Below are 18413 nucleotides of genomic sequence, written 5' to 3' on the forward strand. Positions count from 1 at the left end.
GCGCCCGGCGTGTGGAGGTGGACTATGCCTCGCATTCGGTTCATGTGGAGGAGGTCCGGGAGGAGTTGGCCGGGCTGTTGGCTCCTGTGGTCCCGGTTGCCTCGCGGGTGGCGTTCTATTCGTGTGTGAGTGGTGGGCGTGTGGACGGGGCGGGGCTGGACGGGGGGTACTGGTTCCGGAATCTGCGGCAGTCGGTGCGGTTCGAGGAGACCACGCGGGTGTTGCTGGAGCAGGGGCACACGTTGTTCGTGGAGGTGAGTCCGCATGCGGTGCTGACGGGTGCGGTGCAGGACACTGCTGAGGCGGCCGGGCGTGAGGTGGCCGTCACGGGCACGCTCAGGCGTGGTGAGGGCGGTCCGCGCCGCATGCTGTTGTCGCTGGGTGAGGCGTATGTGCGTGGTGCCTCGGTGGACTGGCGGGCGTGTTTCGAGGGTACGGGTGCCCGGGCCGTGGACCTGCCCACGTACGCCTTCCAGCACCAGCGCTACTGGACCGAGATGCCGGCCCCCACCGGGACCACCGGCGGCCGCCCCGTCGACGCCTGGCGCTACCGGGTGGCTTGGCGGCGGATCACCCCGGCCGCTGTCACCCCGGCCGCTGTCACCCCGCCGTCGGGCCGATGGCTGCTGGTCGTCCCCGGCAAGGACGGCGACGGGGGAGAGGTGGCCGAGGCGCTGCGGGCCACCGGCGCCGAGGTCGTCGTGACAGAAGCCCCCGGCACCCCGGGTACACCCGGCACCCCGGGCACACCCGGCACCACCGACTCCTCAGGCGCCCCCGGCCTGGGCGTCGACGGCGAGTACACGGGTGTCGTGTCCCTCCTGGACTCCGCCGCCGACGCACTCGCCCTCACCCGCGCCCTGGACGCCGCCGGCGTCCGCGCGCCCCTGTGGTGGCTGACGCGGGGCGGTGCGGCGGTCGCCACGAGCGACTCCGTGCGCGCCGACGCCGCGCAGCTGTGGGGACTCGGCCAGGTGGTGGGCCTGGAGCATCCGGACCGGTGGGGCGGTCTCGTCGACCTGCCGGGGACCTGGAGCGAGAGCACCGCCGCCCTGCTGACCGCCCTGCTCTCGGGATCGGCCGAGGGCGAGGACCAGCTCGCGGTGCGCGGGTCCGCCGTCTACGCGCGGCGGCTGGTGCGCGCCCCGCTCACCGACCGGGGCCCGGTCCGGCCGTGGAAGCCCCGCGGCACCGTGCTCGTCACGGGCGGCAGCGGCGGGATCGCCGCGCACCTCGCCCGTCGGCTGGCGGCCGAGGGCGCGGAGCACCTGCTGCTGCTCAGCCGGCGCGGCGCGGCGGCCCCGGGCACCGAGGCACTCGCGGAGGAACTGCGGGCCCTGGGCGCGGAGGTGACGTTCGCGGCGTGCGACGTCAGCGACCGCGACGCCCTGGCCGCCGTACTGGCCGAGGTGCCGCACCAGTGGCCCCTCACCGCCGTCCTGCACACCGCCAGCTCCACCGCCTACGGGCCGGTGACCGGCACCGAGCCGCAGGAGTTCGCCGACGGTACGGCGGCCAAGGCGCGGGGAGCGCGGAACCTGGACGAACTGACCGCCGGCCTGGATCTGGACGCGTTCGTGCTGTTCTCCTCCGGTGCGGCCGTGTGGGGCAGCGCGGGCAACGGTACGTACGCGGCGGCCAACGCCTACCTGGACGGTCTCGCCCATGAGCGGCGGGCACGCGGCCTGACCGCGACCTCCCTCGCCTGGGGCGGCTGGGCCGACGGCGGCATGCTGGAGGGCTTCCCCGCGCTCGCCGACCAGTTGGAGCGTATGGGCGTCCGGCAGATGCGGCCGGAGTCGGCCCTCGACGTCCTGTGGGAGGCGGTCGAACAGGGCGAGACCACACTGACGGTCAGCGACATGGACTGGGGACGGTTCGCCCCCGTGTACGCGCTCGCCCGCCGCCGCCCGCTGATCGAGGAGATTCCCGAGGCGGCCCGCGCGCTGCGCGGCGAGCACTCCGACACCGACCGTACCGGCGGCGACGGCACGGCCGCCGGCCGGCTGCGTGACACCCTCGCCGCCCTCAGCGAGCCCGAACAGCGCGCCACCCTGCTGGAGTTGGTGCGCTCGCGGGCGGCGGCGGTGCTGGGCCACTCCGACGCCGCCGAGGTCGCCGCCCACCGCCCGTTCAAGGACCTCGGCTTCGACTCGCTCACGGCCACCGAACTCCGCAACCGTCTCAACACGGCCACCGGTCTGCGGCTGCCCGCCACCCTCGTCTTCGACCACCCCACCCCCACCGCCCTCGCCGGCCTCCTGCGCGAGGAACTCCTCGGCGGCACCGAGGCGACGGCCGCCGCACCCGCCGTACGGCAACCGGTGGCGGACGACGACCCGCTGGCCGTCGTCGGCATGGCCTGCCGCTACCCCGGCGGCGTCCGCGGCCCCGAGGACCTGTGGCGGCTGGTCACCGAGGGCCGCGACGAGATGGCGGACTTCCCCACCGACCGCGGCTGGGAGACCCTGTCCCTGTACGACCCCGGACGGCAGACCGCCCTCGCCGGCCAGGGGGCCTTCCTCTACGAGGCGGGCGACTTCGACGCCGCCTTCTTCGGGATCTCCCCGCGCGAGGCACTCTCCATGGACCCGCAGCAGCGACTGCTGCTGGAGACCGCCTGGGAGGCCGTGGAGCGGACCGGTGTCGACCCGCTGTCCCTGCGCGGCAGCCGCACCGGCGTGTTCGTCGGCGGCACCCCCCAGGAGTACGGCGCCCTGCTGATGAACTCCGCCTCCCTGGCGAGCGGATACGCGCTGACCAGCTCGTCCGGCAGCGTCATGTCGGGCCGGGTGTCCTACGTCCTCGGTCTGGAGGGCCCGGCGGTCACCGTCGACACGGCCTGCTCCTCCTCCCTGGTCGCCCTGCACCTCGCGGGCCAGGCGCTGCGGGCGGGGGAGTGCGACCTCGCCCTCGCGGGCGGCGTCACCGTGATGGCCACCCCGGGGGCCTTCGCCGAGTTCGCCAACCAGGGCGGTCTCGCCTCCGACGGCCGTTGCAAGGCCTTCGCGGACGCCGCCGACGGCACCGGCTGGGGCGAGGGCGTCGGCATCGTCGTCCTGGAGCGCCTGTCCGACGCCCGGCGCAACGGCCACCGCGTCCTCGGCCTCGTCCGCGGTTCGGCGGTCAACCAGGACGGCGCCTCCAACGGACTGACCGCCCCCAACGGCCCGTCCCAGCAGCGGGTGATCCAGGCGGCCCTGGCCGGCGCCGGGCTGTCGCCGTCCGACGTGGACGCGGTGGAGGCCCACGGCACCGGCACCCGGCTCGGCGACCCGATCGAGGCCCAGGCCCTCCTCGCGGCCTACGGCAGGGACCGGGACACCGACCGGCCCCTGTGGCTGGGCTCCGTCAAGTCGAACATCGGGCACACCCAGTACGCCGCGGGCGTCGCCGGTGTCATCAAGACCGTCCTGGCCCTGCGGGAGGGCGTCCTGCCCCGCACCCTGCACGTGGACGAGCCCACCCGCCAGGTCGACTGGTCCGCCGGCACGGTACGCCTCCTGACCGACAACCGGCCCTGGCCGGACACCGGCCGCCCCCGCCGCGCCGCCGTGTCCTCCTTCGGCATCAGCGGCACCAACGCCCACCTCATCCTCGAACAGGCCCCGGACGAGACACCCTCGGACCCCGCCGGCCCGGCGCCCGAGAGCCAGGCCACCGCCGCACCGGCGGCCACGGACGAAGCCACCCCCGGGGCGCCCTCGTCCACCGAAGCACCCCCGGACACGGCGCCCCCGGCCCCGCCCGCCGTCCCCTGGATCGTCTCGGGCCACACCGAAGCCGCGCTGCGCGACCAGGCCGCACGTCTCCTCGCCGACCTGCGCGACCGGCCCGACGCCGCACCCGCCGACATCGCGTGCTCGCTGGCCACCACCCGCAGCGCCCTCACCCACCGCGCCGCCGTCGTCGCCGATACCCTGCCCGACCTGCTCACCGGCCTGCGGTCGCTCGCGGAGGGCACGCCGTCGGCCGCCGACGTCGTCCGGGGCGTCGTACGGGAGGGCCCGCTCGCACTGGTCCTCCCCGGCCAGGGCTCCCAACGCCCCGGCATGGGACGCGACCTGTACGAGCGGCACCCCGTGTTCGCCGCGGCCTTCGACGAGGTCTGCGCCGCCTTCGACCCCCTGCTCGGCCGCTCCCTGCGCGACCTCGTGTTCGCGACGGACCCGGAGCGGGCGGCGGAACTGGACCGGACCGAGTTCACACAACCCGCCCTGTTCGCCGTGGAGACGGCGCTGTACCGGCTGCTGGAGAGCTGGGGCGTCCGCCCCGACGTCCTGATCGGCCACTCCGTCGGCGAACTCGTGGCCGCCCACCTCGCGGGCGTCTGGTCACTGCCCGACGCGTGCCGTGTGGTCGCCGCCCGCGGCCGGCTCATGGGGGCACTGCCGTCCGGCGGCACCATGCTGGCGGTCGAGGCCGACGAGACCGAGGTCGTGGCCGTGCTCGCCGCCCACACGGACCGCCGCGCCGGCATCGCCGCCGTCAACGGCCCCACCTCGGTGGTCGTCTCCGGTCCGGAGAGCGCCGTCCTCGACGCCGCGGCGGAGTTCGTCGGCCGCGGCCACCGCACCCGGATGCTGGCGGTGAGCCATGCCTTCCACTCGCCGTTGATGGAGCCGATGCTCGCGGACTTCGCCGCCGTGCTGGCCCAGGTCGAGTTCCACGAGCCGGCCCTGCCCGTCATCTCCAACGTCACCGGCGCCCCCGCCGTCGCCCGCGATCTCCGCGCCCCCGGCTACTGGGTACGCCACGTCCGGGACACCGTCCGGTTCGCGGACGGCGTACGCACCCTGCTGGGCCGGGGCGTGCGCACGTTCCTGGAGGTGGGCCCCGGCGGCGCCCTGACCGCCATGACGGCCGGAACCGCGGCCGACCACACCGAGGACCCCGTGACCTGCCTCGCCGCCCTGCGCGCCGGCGACCGCGGCGAGGCCGACGCGCTGGTCACCGCCCTCACCCGGCTCGCCGTCCAGGGCACGCCCGTCGACTGGCGGGCGTACTTCGCGGGCACCGGCGCCCGCACGGTCCCGCTGCCCACGTACGCGTTCCAGCACCACCGTTACTGGCTGCGCGTCCTCGGCGCGGGTGCGGGCGGCGGCCGGGAGGCGTCGTCCGTCGGCCTGACCACGGCCGGCCATCCGCTGCTCGGTGCCGTCACCGCGCTGCCCGGCTCCGGCGGGCTCCTCCTCACCGGCCGCCTCGACACCGGCGACCACCCCTGGCTGGCGGAGCACTCGCTGGGTGGCGCGCCGGTCCTGCCGGGCGCGGCCCTCGTGGACCTGGCCCTGCACGCCGGCGGGCACACCGGCCGCGACCGGCTCGACGAACTCGTCATCCACGCACCCCTGCCCCTGCCGGACCAGGGCGGTGTCGCCCTCCAGCTGTGCGTCGACGCCGAGGACGCCGACGGGAACAGGGCCTTCACGATCCACGCCCGGCCCGACGAGAACCCCGAGAGCCCCTGGACCCACCACGCCACCGGCGTGCTCGCCCCGGCCCCGCTCACGGCCGCGGCCCCCGGCCCGGCCGTCTGGCCGCCGCCCGGAGCCCGGCTCGTCCCGCTGGACGACTTCTACGCCACGACCGCCGCGGCGGGCCTCGACTACGGCCCCACCTTCCAGGGCCTCACCGAACTCTGGCAGGCGGACGGCGAACTCCACGCCAAGGTCGTCCTGCCCGACGATCCCGAGCCCGACGCGCCCCCCGCCGGGAGCGGCGCCGGCCACGCCCTGCACCCCGCGCTCCTCGACGCCGCCCTCCAGCCCCTCGCCCTCGGCATCCTGGGCGTCGGCCGGGCCGGTGGCACAGCCGTTCCCGCGGGGCTGCCCTTCGCCTGGTCGGGCGTCCGGCTGCACGCGACCGGAGCGAGCGAACTCCACGTCAGGCTGACGCCCACGCACGACGGCGCGGTCCGTGTACGGGCCACCACCCCCGACGGCCTGCCCGTCCTCGACATCGACACCCTCACCCTGCGCGCCCCTTCGGCCGCCCCGCCCGCCGCCGACAAGGCGGGCACCGAGTGCCTGTACCGGCTGGAGTGGCCGACCGTGCCCCTCCCCACCGCCGGGTCGACGCCGGGCGGCTGGGGCATGCTCGGCCTCGATCCGCGCGAACTGCGCCCCGCGCTGGCCGGCGCGATCGGCCGGGAGGTCGTCCCGTACCTCGACCGGGGCGCCCTCACCGAGACGATCGACAGCGGGGTCCCCGCGCCCGCCGCCGTGGTCGTCTTCTGCGACCCGCCCGGCGACGACGGCGCGGGCGCCGACGCCCACGCGGCGACCGGGCGGGCCCTCGACGTCCTGCGCGGCTGGCTCGCCGACGAGCGGCTGGCCCCCGTCCGGCTGGTCCTCGTGACCCACCGCGCCGTCACGGTCGCCCCGCAGGACAGGGCACCGCTTCCCGGCGCGGCCGCCGTGTGGGGCCTCGTCCGCGCCGCGCAGGCGGAACACCCGGACCGCGTGGTCCTCGTCGACCTCGACGGCCCCGACGGTCCCGACGACGAGGCCGCCTCCCTGGCCGCCCTGCCGGGCGCCCTGGCCACGGGCGAGCCCCAACTCGCCCTGCGCCGGGGCACCGCCCACGTACCCCGGCTCATGCCGTCGCCGTCCGGCGAGACGGAGGCACACCGGGACGCCCCCACCCCCTTCACCCCGGACGGGACCGTCCTCGTCACCGGTGCCACCGGGGCCCTGGGCGCCCTGCTGGCCCGGCACCTCGTGAACCGGCACGGCGTACGCCGTCTGCTGCTCGTCGGCCGGCGCGGGCCCGCGGCGCCCGGCGCGGACGCACTGGCCGCCGAACTCACCGCGGCCGGCGCCCGAGTCACCTTCGCCGCCTGCGACGTCGCCGACCGCGACGCCCTCGCCCGGCTGCTGGCCGACATCCCCGCCGAGCACCCCCTGAGCGGCGTCGTCCATCTCGCCGGCGTCGTCGACGACGGTCTGGTCGGCGGAATGACCGCCGAGCGGCTCGGCGCGGTGCTGCGGCCCAAGGCGGACGCGGCCTGGCATCTGCACGAGCTGACGGCGGACCTCGGCCTCACCGCCTTCGTCCTGTTCTCGTCCGCCGCCGGTGTGCTCGGCAGTCCGGGCCAGGCCAACTACGCCGCCGCCAACGCCTTCCTCGACGCCTTGGCCCAGCACCGCCGCTCGCTCGGTCTGCCCGGCCTGTCGCTCGCCTGGGGCCCCTGGCAGGGAGTCGGAGGCATGGCCGACGCACTCGACACCGCCCACCGGGCCCGGCCGGAGGCGGGCGGCCTGCGGCCCTTCACCGCCGACTCCGGCCCGGCGGCGTTCGACCGCGCCCTGGCGGCAGAGGACGACGCCCTGCTCGTACCGCTGCGTCTCACCACCGGTACCGCCCCCTACCCCGCCGACCGGATCCCGGCCGTGCTCCGCGCCCTGGTGCGCGGCACCGTCCCCCGCCCGTCCGCCGGGCGACGCGCCGAGCGGACGGGGGCCGGCGCGCTGGCCGCACTCGACCCGGCCGCGCGCGCCGGCGCACTGCTGGAGCTGGTGTGCGCGGAGGCGGCACGGGTCCTGGGCCACGGCGGCACCGACGGCTTCGCCCCCGACCGGGCCTTCGGAGAGCTGGGCTTCGACTCGCTCACCTCCGTCGAGCTGCGCAATCGCCTCGCCACCGCCACCGGTCTGCGGCTGCAGCCCACCCTGGTCTTCGACCACCCCACCCCCGGCGACCTCGCCGAGGCCCTGAACCGGCAGTTCACCGCCCCGCCGGCGCACCCCGCGGCGACCGCGGCCCAGCCCGCCCCGGCCGACCCGACCGCGGCCGTCGCGCAGGCCGTCGAGTCCCTCTACCGGCACGCCGTCACCGCCGGCCGCTACGACCAGGCCGGAAAGGTCCTGATGAACTCCGCCGGGCTGCGCCCCTCCTTCGCCTCGGCCGACACCGTCGGGAAGGCACCGGCGCCGGTCAGGCTCGGCGACGGCGGCCGGCACCCCGCCCTCGTCGGCCTGCCGTCCACCTCCGTGTGGGCCAGCGACCAGGAGTTCGTGGCGCTGGCCCGGCCCCTGCGCGGGCTGCGCGACACCCACTCGCTGATGATGCCGGGCTTCGTCGCCGACGAACTGGTCGCGGGCAGCGTCGAGGCGGCCGTGGACCATGTGGCCCGCACTCTCGTCCGCGCCCTGGACGGCGCCCCGTTCGCCCTCGCCGGCCGCTCCTCCGGCGGCTCCCTCGCGTACGCGGTGGCCACGCGGCTCGAAGAACTCGGCACACCCGCCACCGGTGTGGTCATGCTGGACACCTATGTGGCGGGCACCCCGCAGACCGACTACATCGTCCACGCCATGGAGTCGCGTTCCCTCGAACGCGAGGCGGAGTTCGGCCGGATGACCGGCCTGCGGCTCACCGCCATGGCGTCGTACTTCGCCCTGTTCGAGACCTGGCAGCCGCGCCCCATCGCCACGCCCGCGCTCCTGGTCCGTGCCAGTGAACCGATCGCCGTCGACCCCGACCACCCGAGGGAGCGGCCCGAGGAGTGGCAGTCGGTCTGGCCCGTCCCGCTGGACGTGGTGGACGTCCCCGGAGACCACCACTCCATGATCGAGGAGCACGGGGACGGCACCGCCAGGACCGTGCACGACTGGCTGGCCGCCCACGGCGGCTGAAGAACGGCGCGACGACGGCCGGACGACGGCCGGGGCCCGGGGAGAATCTCCCCGGGCCCCGGCCTCTGCCTGCTGTCGGCAGCCTCTAGCGGATCTCCCTGGCGCACGCCCGGACCCGGTCGACCAGGTCGGCCATGGCGAGCAGATCCTCCTCCCCGTCGAGCGGTGCGGCGCCGTCGAGCACGGCCGCGGCGAAGCTCCGCACCACGGCCGCGTACTGGTCGTCGGCCGGCAGCGTGAACTCCTGTACGAGGTCCTGCCGCTCCAGCCTGAGCACCGGGCGCAGCGTCGGCGGCGGGGTGAAGGCACGGTCGAGGACGATCCGGCCGGCGCTGCCCCACAACGCGTACGCGCAGCGGTAGGCGTGCTCGAACCCGAAGGACAGCTCGGCGGTGACTCCGGCCGGGGTGGTCAGCAGCACATGCCCCGCCACGTCCACGCCGAGTGCCGGGTCGACGCGCAGCACCGCGCCGACCGGGTCGAGTTCGGGGCCGAGCAGCAGCCGCGCCGTGCGCAGCGGGTACACGCCGACGTCGAGCAGGGCGCCCCCGCCGAGGTCGGCGCGGTGACGGACGTCGCCGGCGGGCAGCGCGGGGATGCCGAACGAGGCACTGAGGCTGCGCGGTTCGCCGATCTCGCCGGCCGCGACGAGCCGCCGTACCTCCTTGTGCTGGCCGTGGTGGAGGAACATGAGGTTCTCCATCACGCACAGCCCGGCCGCGCGCGCGGTCCGGAGCATCCCGGCCGCCTCGTCCCGGCCGGTCGCCAGCGGCTTCTCCACCAGGACATGCAGTCCGCGGCGCAGCGCGGCCACGGCCCACCGGGCGTGCAGGCCGGTGGGCAGGGGGACGTACACGGCGTCGAGGTCGGTGCGGTCGAGCAGCCGCTCGTACCCCTCGACCGGTTCACCGCCGAAGCGGGCGGTGAACCGGCGGGCCTTCGCGGCGTCCCGGCCGGCCACCGCGACCAGACGGGTCCTCGGGTCCGCGTCGATCGCTGGCAGCACCCGCCGCCAGGCGATGTCCGCACAGCCGAGGACACCGATCCGGAGCACCCGCTCCGGGACGTCGCCTGAGCGCTCCGCCCTGTCGTCCGGAGTGTTCATCCGATGGCCTCCGCGCAGGCGACGAGGGTGCGTGCCTCGATGTTGACGTAGTGGCTGTGGCGCAGCAGTTCCTTCAGCTGGCCCAGCGTCATCCAGCAGAACCGGGGCGGCACCTCGGTCGGGAAGTCCTCGTCCAGCTCCGCGATCACATACCGGTTCTCGGCCGCGAAGAACCGGCCGCCCTCCTCCGACTGGACCCGGTCGTAGCGGATCCGGTCGGGGGAGAGGGCACCCAGCACGTCGAGATACGGCGGCCGTCCGTCCGGCGGCGGTGCCGCCCGCTCGTCCGGTACGTGCACGGTGGGGCCGATCTCCAGTCTGTCGAGACAGCCCTCCTGGGGCTGTGCCTGCGCCAGGAAGTGCGGGACGCCGTCGATCGTGCGGTACAGCAGGGCGGCGAGCCCACGGGCGCAGGGTGCCAGCATCGGCTGGGTCCACGACGGCACCTCGCGGTGCGGCGCGGTGACGTCCACGGCGATGATGCGGAAGCGTCCGTCCCCGTCGGACGCGATCTCCGTCGGGGTCCGGCGCCAGCCGGTGACCCCGGTGAGCGGGATGACGTCGGCCGTCAGCTCGCACCGGGTCTTGGCCTCGGTGAACCAGCTGGACAGCTCCGTCGTCGAGTGCAGCGCGCGCTGCTCGCCGGCCGGGCGCTCAGGGGGGAGACAGGACAGGACCGTACGGGCGTCCATGTTGATCAGGTTGTCGTGGTGGAGCAGCGCCCTGATCTCGGGGAGCGTGAGCCAGCGGAAGTCGTCGTGGGCCGGTACCTCCTCGTCGACCTCGACGATCATGTTGCGGTTCCGTTTGCGCAGGAACCAGGCGCCCTGTTCGGACTGCAGGACATCGACCAGGACCCGGCCCCGGCGGTCGGTGAAGTACTCCAGATGTCTGACCGACCCGCCCCGGTGCACCCGCGTGTAGTTGCTGCGGGTCGCCTGCACGGTCGGGGAGAGCTGGACCCCGTTGACGTTGCCGGGCTCCGCCTTCGCCTGCAGCAGGAAGTGCCGTTCACCGTCGAAGGTCTTCGCGAGGATGCCGAGAACGCCGATCTCCGGCTGGTCGATGATGGGCTGGGACCACTCGGCCGGGCCTTCGGGTCCGCCGGGACGGACCCGAAGGCCCCGCACGCTGAAGAACCGGCCGGTGTGGTGCCGCAGATCGCCCGTGTCCGCGTCGAAGTCCCAGCCGGACAGGGCGGAGAAGGGGATCGGCTCCACCCGCTGCCGGTTGACCCGGGCGCGTTCGGCGATCCAGCCGGCGAGGTCCGTCTCGGTCCGCGCTCGGGTCACCATGTGACGGGCAGGCAGGCGGGCCCGCGCAGGACACCCCCGGCGAACGCGATGTCCTCCGGCGGGATCGCGAGCGCCAGCCGGGGGAAGCGCTGGAGCAGCATCCCGAGGGCGACCTGGAGTTCCACGCGCGCGAGTTCGGCCCCGATGCAGCGGTGGGCGCCGTGGCCGAAGATGAGGTGCGGGTTCGGGGAGCGGTGGAAGTCCATCTCGGCCGGATCGTCGAAGACGGCCGGGTCGAGGTTGGCGGCCTGTGTGTCGATCACCACGGCCTCTCCCTTGCGGATGGTCCCGGTGCTCAGCGGGACGTCGTCGATGGCGATGCGGACGAACCCTCCGGTCACCGACAGGGGCGCGACGCGCAGCATCTCCTCGACGGCCGAGGGCACCAGCTCGGGCGAGGCGCGCAGCTGGGCGAGGTGGGCGGGGCTGCGCAGCACGAGCGCGGCGAAGTTGGCGATCTCGTGGGCGGTGTTCTCGAACCCGCCCACCAGCAGGGCGAGGGCGAGGCTGACGAGTTCCTCCTCGCCGAGGCGGTCGTCGTTGTCGCGGGCCAGGACCAGCCGGCCCAGCAGATCGTCGGAGGGGGCGCGGCGCCGCTCGGCGACCAGGGAGGCGACCAGGGCCACCATCTCGCCGACCGCCGACTCCACCTCGCCCTGCTCGGTGCCGGTGAACATGGTGTGCGCCAGCCCGCGGAAGGTGTCGCTCCGGTCCTCCGGCACCCCGAGCATGTCGCAGATGACGGTGAGGGGGAGCGGCCGGGCCAGCGCGGTCACCAGATCGGCGGGCGGCCCCTGCTCCTCCACGGCGTCGAGCAGCGCGGCCACGGCCTTCTCCACCCGCGGCCGCATCGCCTCGACGCTGCGCATGGTGAACGCCTGCGCGACCAGCTTCCGCAGCCGGGAGTGCTCCGGCGGGTCCAGACTCAGGATCGACGTGTCGTGCAGGAGCACCGGTGTCGGCCGGGGCACGTCCGCACCCACCGTGGCGGCCCTGCTGAAGCGGGGATCGGACAGCACGGTCCTGACGTCCGCGTGCCGGGTGATCAGCCGCGCCTCCATGCCGTACGGCATACGTATACGGGCCAGCGGCTCCTTCTCCTGGATCTCGCGATAGCAGGGAGGATAGGTGAATCCCACGGGTTCGGCCATCGGAAACCGGTGAATATTCTCGGCGACGTCCATTGTCTGACTCCCTGTCTGTGCGAAGAATCCGTGCGAAGAAGGGGAAAGCGGGCGCGAAAGGGTGCCGAGAGGGCACAGTGAATGCGCTGCGAGGTTATAGGGAGCCCGGGCGCCCGGAGCGGCAACGGTGAATTTGTAGGGGTGCCGAGGTCGGCGGATGCGATGAATTAGGGGTGCGGGTAAGGGGACTTGCGCATTTTTAAGGGTCGGTGGACTCCGTTGCCTCTTCCCTTGCCCGCCTCCGAATGGAGACCATTTCCCTGCCTGCCCGTTGTCGACGAGGGAGTGAGAGATGTGATTTCCCGAACGATGTACTCAGTGCCATGAAAGGGATAGTCCTCGCGGGCGGGAACGGAACTCGGCTATTGCCCCTGACGGCCGTCGGATCCAAACAGCTGGTGCCCGTCTACGACAAACCGATGATCTATTACCCGCTCTCCGTCCTCATGCTCACCGGAATCAGGGACGTCCTCGTCGTCACCCGCCCCGCGGAACTCGAACTGTTCCGCACCCTGCTGGGCGACGGCAGCCACCTGGGCATGACCATCGACTACGCCGCCCAGGACGAGCCCCGCGGCATCGCCGACGCCCTGCTCGTCGGCGCCGACCACATCACCGGCGAGGAGTGCGCCCTCGTCCTGGGCGACAACCTCTTCCACGGCGCGAACCTGACGTCCCTGCTGCGCCGCAGCGTCCAGCGGCTGCGCGGCTGCGTCCTCTTCGGTCACCAGGTCGCCGACCCCGAGCGGTACGGCGTCGCCGAGGTCGACGCACGGGGCCGCCTCGTCTCCATCGAGGAGAAGCCGGCCCGTCCCCGCTCCCGGCTGGCCGTCCCGGGCCTGTACTTCTTCGACGACGAGGTGGTGGACATCGCCAAGGGCCTGACCCCCTCCGCCCGGGGCGAACTGGAGATCACCGACGTCCTGCGCGCCTACATGGAACGGGACCGGGCCGACCTCGTCTGGCTCGGGCGCGGGGTCACCTGGCTGGACACCGGCACCCACGAAACCCTCCTGGAGGCCGCCCAGTTCGTCCGTGACGTACAGCGCCGCCAAGGCGTGCGGATCGGCTGCGTGGAGGAGATCGCCCTGTACCTGGGCTTCATCGGCGCGGACGACTGCCATCGGCTGGGTGCGGCGATGCGGCAGTCCCCCTACGGCCGGTACGTGATGGAGCGCGCCCGCGCCCACTCCCCCGACGCCTGGCCGCCGACCATCCCGGAGGGGCTGTGAACCTCCTCGTCACCGGTGGCGCCGGCTTCATCGGCTCCACCTACACCCGCATGCTGCTGAACGGCACGACCGGCACTCCCGACGTCACCAGGGTGACGGTGCTGGACAGCCTCACCTACGCCGGCCGGCTGGAGAACCTCGACCTGGCCGACCCCCGGCTGACGTTCGTGCGCGGCGACATCTGCGACCCCGACGCCGTCGCCGCGGCGATGGCCGGCGCGGACCAGGTGGTGCACTTCGCGGCCGAGTCCCACGTGGACCGCTCCATCGCCGACTCCCACGCGTTCGTCCGCACCAACGCCGTCGGCACCCACACCCTGCTGGACCAGGCGCTGCGCCAGGGAGTGGACCGCTTCGTGCACGTCTCCACCGACGAGGTGTACGGCTCCGTGGAGACCGGCGCGCGATCGGAGAGCGACCCCCTCGCCCCCAACTCGCCCTACGCCGCGTCCAAAGCCGCCTCCGACCTCCTCGCCCTGTCCTTCCACCGCACCCACGGCCTCGACGTCCGTGTCACCCGCTGCAGCAACAACTACGGCCCCCGGCAGTACGCGGAGAAGATCATCCCGCTGTTCGTCTCCCGACTGCTCACCGGCGGGACGGTTCCCCTGTACGGCGACGGACGCCACGTACGCGACTGGCTGCATGTCGAGGACCACTGCCGAGGGGTGGAGGCCGTCCGGCTCAGGGGACGGGCGGGCGAGGTCTACAACATCGGCGGCGGCACCGGCCTGACCAACCGCGAACTCACCGGCCGGCTGCTGACGGCCTGCGGACGCGACTGGAGCGCCGTGCGGCACGTCCCCGACCGCAAGGGCCACGACCTGCGCTACGCGATCCACGACGCCAAGGTGCGCGCGGAATGCGGCTACCGGCCGCGCACCGACTTCGACGCCGGTCTCGCGCGGACCGTGGAGTGGTACCGCAGGCACCGGACCTGGTGGGACCGGCCCGTACCCCCGGAGGTCTGATCATGGACGCTCGCGAGCTGAAGGTGCTGGGCGCCTTCGAGTTCACCGCCGACACGTTCCCGGACGAGCGCGGCAGGTTCACCGCCCCCTTCCTCGACTCCGTCTTCACCGCGGCGGTCGGCCACCCCCTGCCCCCGGTACGGCAGGTCAGCTGCAGCACCTCACGACGGAAGGTGCTCAGGGGAGTGCATTACACCCTCACCCCGCCCGGCACGGCCAAGTACGTGTACTGCGCCCACGGCAGGGTGCTGGACCTGGTGGTGGACCTGCGCGTGGGTTCCCCCACCTTCATGGCCTGGGACATGGTGACGATCGACGCCGCGCGGCCGAGCGCCGTCCACCTCCCCGTCGGCGTGGGCCACGCCTTCCTCGCCCTGCGCGACGACACCGTCATGGCCTACCTCCACTCCGGCGAGTACGTGGGCGACCACGAACTCGCCGTGTCCGCGCTGGACCCGGCCCTGGGACTGCCCCTCGGCGAGGGGAGCGGCACCGTCGTCTCCGCCCGCGACCGCGAGGCCCCCACCGTCGCCGAGGCCCGCGCCCTCGGCCTGCTGCCCGCCTACGAAACCTGCGTCGAGATCGAGAAGGGCTTCCGGCACCCGGCCCCCCTCCGGTGATCGACCGCCCCGTGCGCCCGGCGCGCCCCTCACGAAGGAAGGCACTCCCCTTGACCTCCGCCACCCCCCTACCGGCCACGGCCTACAGCGACGAGCACGCCGCCGTCTACGACCTCATCCATGCCGCCCGCAGCAGGGACTGGGCTGCGGAGGCGGAGGCGATCACCGGCCTCGTCACCGCGCGCCACCCGCAGGCCACCTCGCTCCTCGACGTCGCCTGCGGCACCGGCAAACACCTGGAGAGCTTCGCCCGCCGCTTCCGCCACGTCGCGGGAGTGGAACTCTCCGACGGAATGCGCCGGATCGCCCGGCACCGGCTGCCCCGCACCACGGTCCACCACGGCGACATGCGCACGTTCGACCTCGGCCGCGCCTACTCCGCGATCACCTGTCTGTGCTTCTCGGCGGCCTACATGACCACCCCCGAGGAACTGCGCCGGGCCGTGCAGCGCATGGCGGCCCACCTCGAACCCGCGGGCGTGCTCGTCCTCGAACCCTGGTGGTTCCCCGAGAAGTTCCTGGACGGCTTCGTGGCGGCGGCCGCGGCCCAGGAGGAGGGCCGGGCCGTCAGCCGGCTCTCGCACTCCGTCCGCGACGGCGACGCCACCCGCATGACCGTGCGCTACACCGTGGCCGACAGCGTGGCGGGGATCAGCGAGTTCACCACGTACGAGATCCTCTCGCTCTTCGGCCGCGACGACTACGAGGCCGCGTTCCGCAGCGCAGGACTCACCGTGGAGTACCTCGAAGGCGGCCCGAACGGCCGCGGACTCTTCGTCGGTGTCCGACCCGGGGAGGCGTCGTGATCCAGGTGTTCCAGCCCACCCTGGGCCAGGAGGAACTGGCCGCCGTCGCCGAGGTGTTCGAGAGCAACTGGATCGGACACGGACCCCGGACCAAGGCGTTCGAGGCGGAGTTCGCCGAACACCTGGGAGTGGAGGCGGACCGGCTGGTCTTCGTCAACTGTGCGACGGCAGGACTGTTCCTCGCCACGGAACTGCTCGGGCTCGGCGAGGGCGACGAGGTCGTCCTGCCGTCCCTCAGCTTCGTCGCCGCCGCCAACGCCGTCGCGGCCCGCGGTGCCCGCCCGGTCTTCTGCGAGGTCGACCCCCGCACCCTCAACCCCACCGTCGACGACATCGACCGCGCCCTCACCCCGCGCACGAAGGCCGTCATGGTGCTCCACTACGGCGGCTGCCCCGGCGACCTCGCGGCGATCGCCGACCGCTGCCGCGAGCGGGGCATCCCCCTCATCGAGGACGCCGCCTGCGCCGTGGCCTCCCACGTCGACGGCAGGGCCGTCGGTACCTTCGGCGACCTCGCCGTGTGGAGCTTCGACGCCATGAAGGTCCTCGTCTGCGGCGACGGCGGCATGCTCTACGTCCGCGACGCCGAACAGGCCGCGCGCGCCCGACGGCTCGCCTACCACGGCCTCGCCCGCCCCAGCGGCTTCGGCCAGGCCGGTGCGGCGTCGGCCCGCTGGTGGGAGCTGGACGTCCCCGAGGTCGGCCGGCGCATCGTCGGCAACGACATGACCGCGGCCATCGGCACCGTACAACTGCGGCGCCTGCCCGGCTTCGTGGCCCGCCGCCGCGAGATCGCCGCCCTCTACGACCGTGAACTGGCGGACGTCCCCGGCCTGCTGACACCCCCGCCGCTGCCCGAGGGCCACCACTCCACCCACTACTTCTACTGGGTGCAGGTGGACCCCGGCATCCGCGACGAGGTCGCGAGCGAGCTCTACGCGGCGGGCGTCTACACGACCTTCCGCTACCCCCCGCTCCACAAGGTCCCCGTCTACGGGGCCGGAGCACAGCGGCTCCCGCGCTCCGAGGAGGCCGCGGAGCGCACCCTGTGCCTGCCGATCCACCCGGGGCTGGACGACTCGGACGTACGGGCGGTGACCTCGGCCCTGCGCAAGATCATGGACGCCCGCCGGGGAGGGACCGCGTCATGAACACCCACGGCAGGAACGCCCACAAGGAACTGATCCTCGACGAGACGGCCAAGTTCCACATGGAGACCCGGGACCAGGGCCCCTTCGTCCCGGGCTCCACCGAGATATGGCCCGCGGGCGCGGTCCTCGACGACAGGGACCGGGCCGCGCTGGTCGAAGCGGCCCTGGAGATGCGTATCGCCGCCGGGCCCAGCGCGCGCAAGTTCGAATCCCGGTTCGCCCGCAGGATGGGGCGCCGCAAGGCGCACCTGACCAACTCCGGATCCTCGGCGAACCTCCTGGCCATGACCGCGTTCACCTCGCATCTGCTGGAGGACCGCCGACTGCGGCCGGGCGACGAGGTGATCACGGTCGCCGCGGGATTCCCCACCACGGTCAACCCGATCATCCAGAACGGGCTGCTGCCCGTCTTCGTCGACATCGAACTGGGCACCTACAACACGACGCCCGCCCGCGTGGCCGAGGCGATCGGCCCGCGCACCCGCGCCATCATGATCGCCCACGCTCTCGGCAACCCCTTCGAGGTGGCGGAGATCGCCCGACTGGCCGCGGATCACGACCTGTTCCTGATCGAGGACAACTGCGACGCCGTCGGTTCGACCTACGACGGGCAGCTGACCGGAACCTTCGGCGACATGGCGACCGTCAGCTTCTACCCGGCGCACCATCTGACGATGGGGGAGGGAGGCTGTGTGCTGACCTCGAACCTCGCGCTGGCACGGATCGTGGAGTCGCTGCGCGACTGGGGGCGCGACTGCTGGTGCGAACCGGGCGAGACGAACAAGTGCCTCAAGCGGTTCGACTACCAGATGGGCACCCTCCCCCAGGGCTACGACCACAAGTACATCTTCTCGCACGTCGGCTACAACCTGAAGGCGACCGACATCCAGGCCGCCCTCGGCCTGACCCAGCTGGACAAGCTCGACGCGTTCTGCGCGGCCCGCCGCCGCAACTGGAACCTGCTGCGCACGGGTCTGGAGGGCGTACCGCATCTGATCCTGCCCGAGGCGACCGAGCACAGCGACCCGAGCTGGTTCGGCTTCGCGCTCACCGTGGATCCCGAGGCGCCGTTCAGCCGGGCGGAGCTGGTGGATTTCCTGGAGTCCCGGCGGATCGGTACCCGGCGGCTGTTCGGCGGGAACCTGACCCGCCAGCCGGCCTACGTCGACCAGCCGCACCGCGTGGTCGGGGACCTGACCAACAGCGACATCGTCACGGAGCAGACCTTCTGGATCGGGGTGTACCCGGCACTGACCGAGGAGATGCTCGCCTACGCGGTCGCCTCGGTGCGGGAGTTCGTGGCGAGCCACACCTGACCCGTGCGGCCCTCGACCGTGCGGCCCTCGACCGTGCGGCCCTCGACCGTGCGGCCCTCGACCGTGCGGCCCTGCGCGCGCCGGGTGAACCGGCGCG

General features: G+C 73.7%; 10 protein-coding genes. 7 read left to right on the forward strand and 3 right to left on the reverse strand.

All coding sequences use genetic code 11. The annotated features are described in order from the left end of the window. The coding region (locus tag ACZ6BB_RS36925; RefSeq protein WP_471619492.1) for an SDR family NAD(P)-dependent oxidoreductase at positions 1–8636 on the forward strand (8636 nt) is incomplete at its 5' end. A gap of 85 nt (positions 8637–8721) precedes the next feature. Here ACZ6BB_RS36925 and ACZ6BB_RS36930 read toward each other — a convergent pair. From ACZ6BB_RS36930 to ACZ6BB_RS36940, 3 genes are read right to left on the reverse strand one after another with little or no spacing between them, the layout of a single operon-like run. After that, positions 8722–9741 (reverse strand): Gfo/Idh/MocA family protein, encoded by a 1020-nt coding sequence (locus tag ACZ6BB_RS36930; protein WP_471619493.1) that lies wholly within the window; start codon positions 9739–9741, stop codon positions 8722–8724. Beyond that, positions 9738–11036, reverse strand: a complete 1299-nt coding sequence (locus ACZ6BB_RS36935; protein WP_471619494.1) for an NDP-hexose 2,3-dehydratase family protein — start codon at positions 11034–11036, stop codon at positions 9738–9740. The genes ACZ6BB_RS36930 and ACZ6BB_RS36935 overlap by 4 nt, the downstream gene beginning before the upstream one ends. Then, positions 11030–12187 (reverse strand): cytochrome P450, encoded by a 1158-nt coding sequence (locus tag ACZ6BB_RS36940; RefSeq protein WP_471619495.1) that lies wholly within the window; start codon positions 12185–12187, stop codon positions 11030–11032. Before ACZ6BB_RS36940 ends, ACZ6BB_RS36935 begins: the two co-directional genes overlap by 7 nt. Before the next feature lie 356 nt (positions 12188–12543). Between ACZ6BB_RS36940 and rfbA the strand changes: the two genes are divergently transcribed. From rfbA to rfbH, 6 genes are read left to right on the forward strand one after another with little or no spacing between them, the layout of a single operon-like run. Beyond that, on the forward strand, positions 12544–13452 hold the full coding sequence (gene rfbA / locus ACZ6BB_RS36945; protein ID WP_471619496.1) for a glucose-1-phosphate thymidylyltransferase RfbA: 909 nt from the start codon (positions 12544–12546) through the stop codon (positions 13450–13452). Next, on the forward strand, positions 13449–14423 hold the full coding sequence (gene rfbB, locus ACZ6BB_RS36950; RefSeq protein ID WP_471619497.1) for a dTDP-glucose 4,6-dehydratase: 975 nt from the start codon (positions 13449–13451) through the stop codon (positions 14421–14423). Before rfbA ends, rfbB begins: the two co-directional genes overlap by 4 nt. A gap of 2 nt (positions 14424–14425) precedes the next feature. Next, entirely contained in the window at positions 14426–15043 is a 618-nt protein-coding gene (locus ACZ6BB_RS36955) for a dTDP-4-dehydrorhamnose 3,5-epimerase family protein (RefSeq protein ID WP_471619498.1), read from the forward strand. Positions 15044–15093: 50 nt separating this feature from the next. Next, complete coding sequence (locus ACZ6BB_RS36960; protein WP_471619499.1) at positions 15094–15849, forward strand: class I SAM-dependent methyltransferase; 756 nt, start codon at positions 15094–15096, stop codon at positions 15847–15849. Continuing rightward, a complete protein-coding gene (locus tag ACZ6BB_RS36965; RefSeq protein ID WP_471619500.1) occupies positions 15846–17000 on the forward strand; it encodes a DegT/DnrJ/EryC1/StrS family aminotransferase in 1155 nt (384 codons plus the stop codon). Before ACZ6BB_RS36960 ends, ACZ6BB_RS36965 begins: the two co-directional genes overlap by 4 nt. Continuing rightward, complete coding sequence (rfbH, locus tag ACZ6BB_RS36970) at positions 16997–18316, forward strand: lipopolysaccharide biosynthesis protein RfbH (RefSeq protein ID WP_471619501.1); 1320 nt, start codon at positions 16997–16999, stop codon at positions 18314–18316. Before ACZ6BB_RS36965 ends, rfbH begins: the two co-directional genes overlap by 4 nt. The last annotated feature ends 97 nt before the right edge of the window (positions 18317–18413 follow it).

This window comes from Streptomyces sp. NPDC041108, assembly GCF_055592645.1.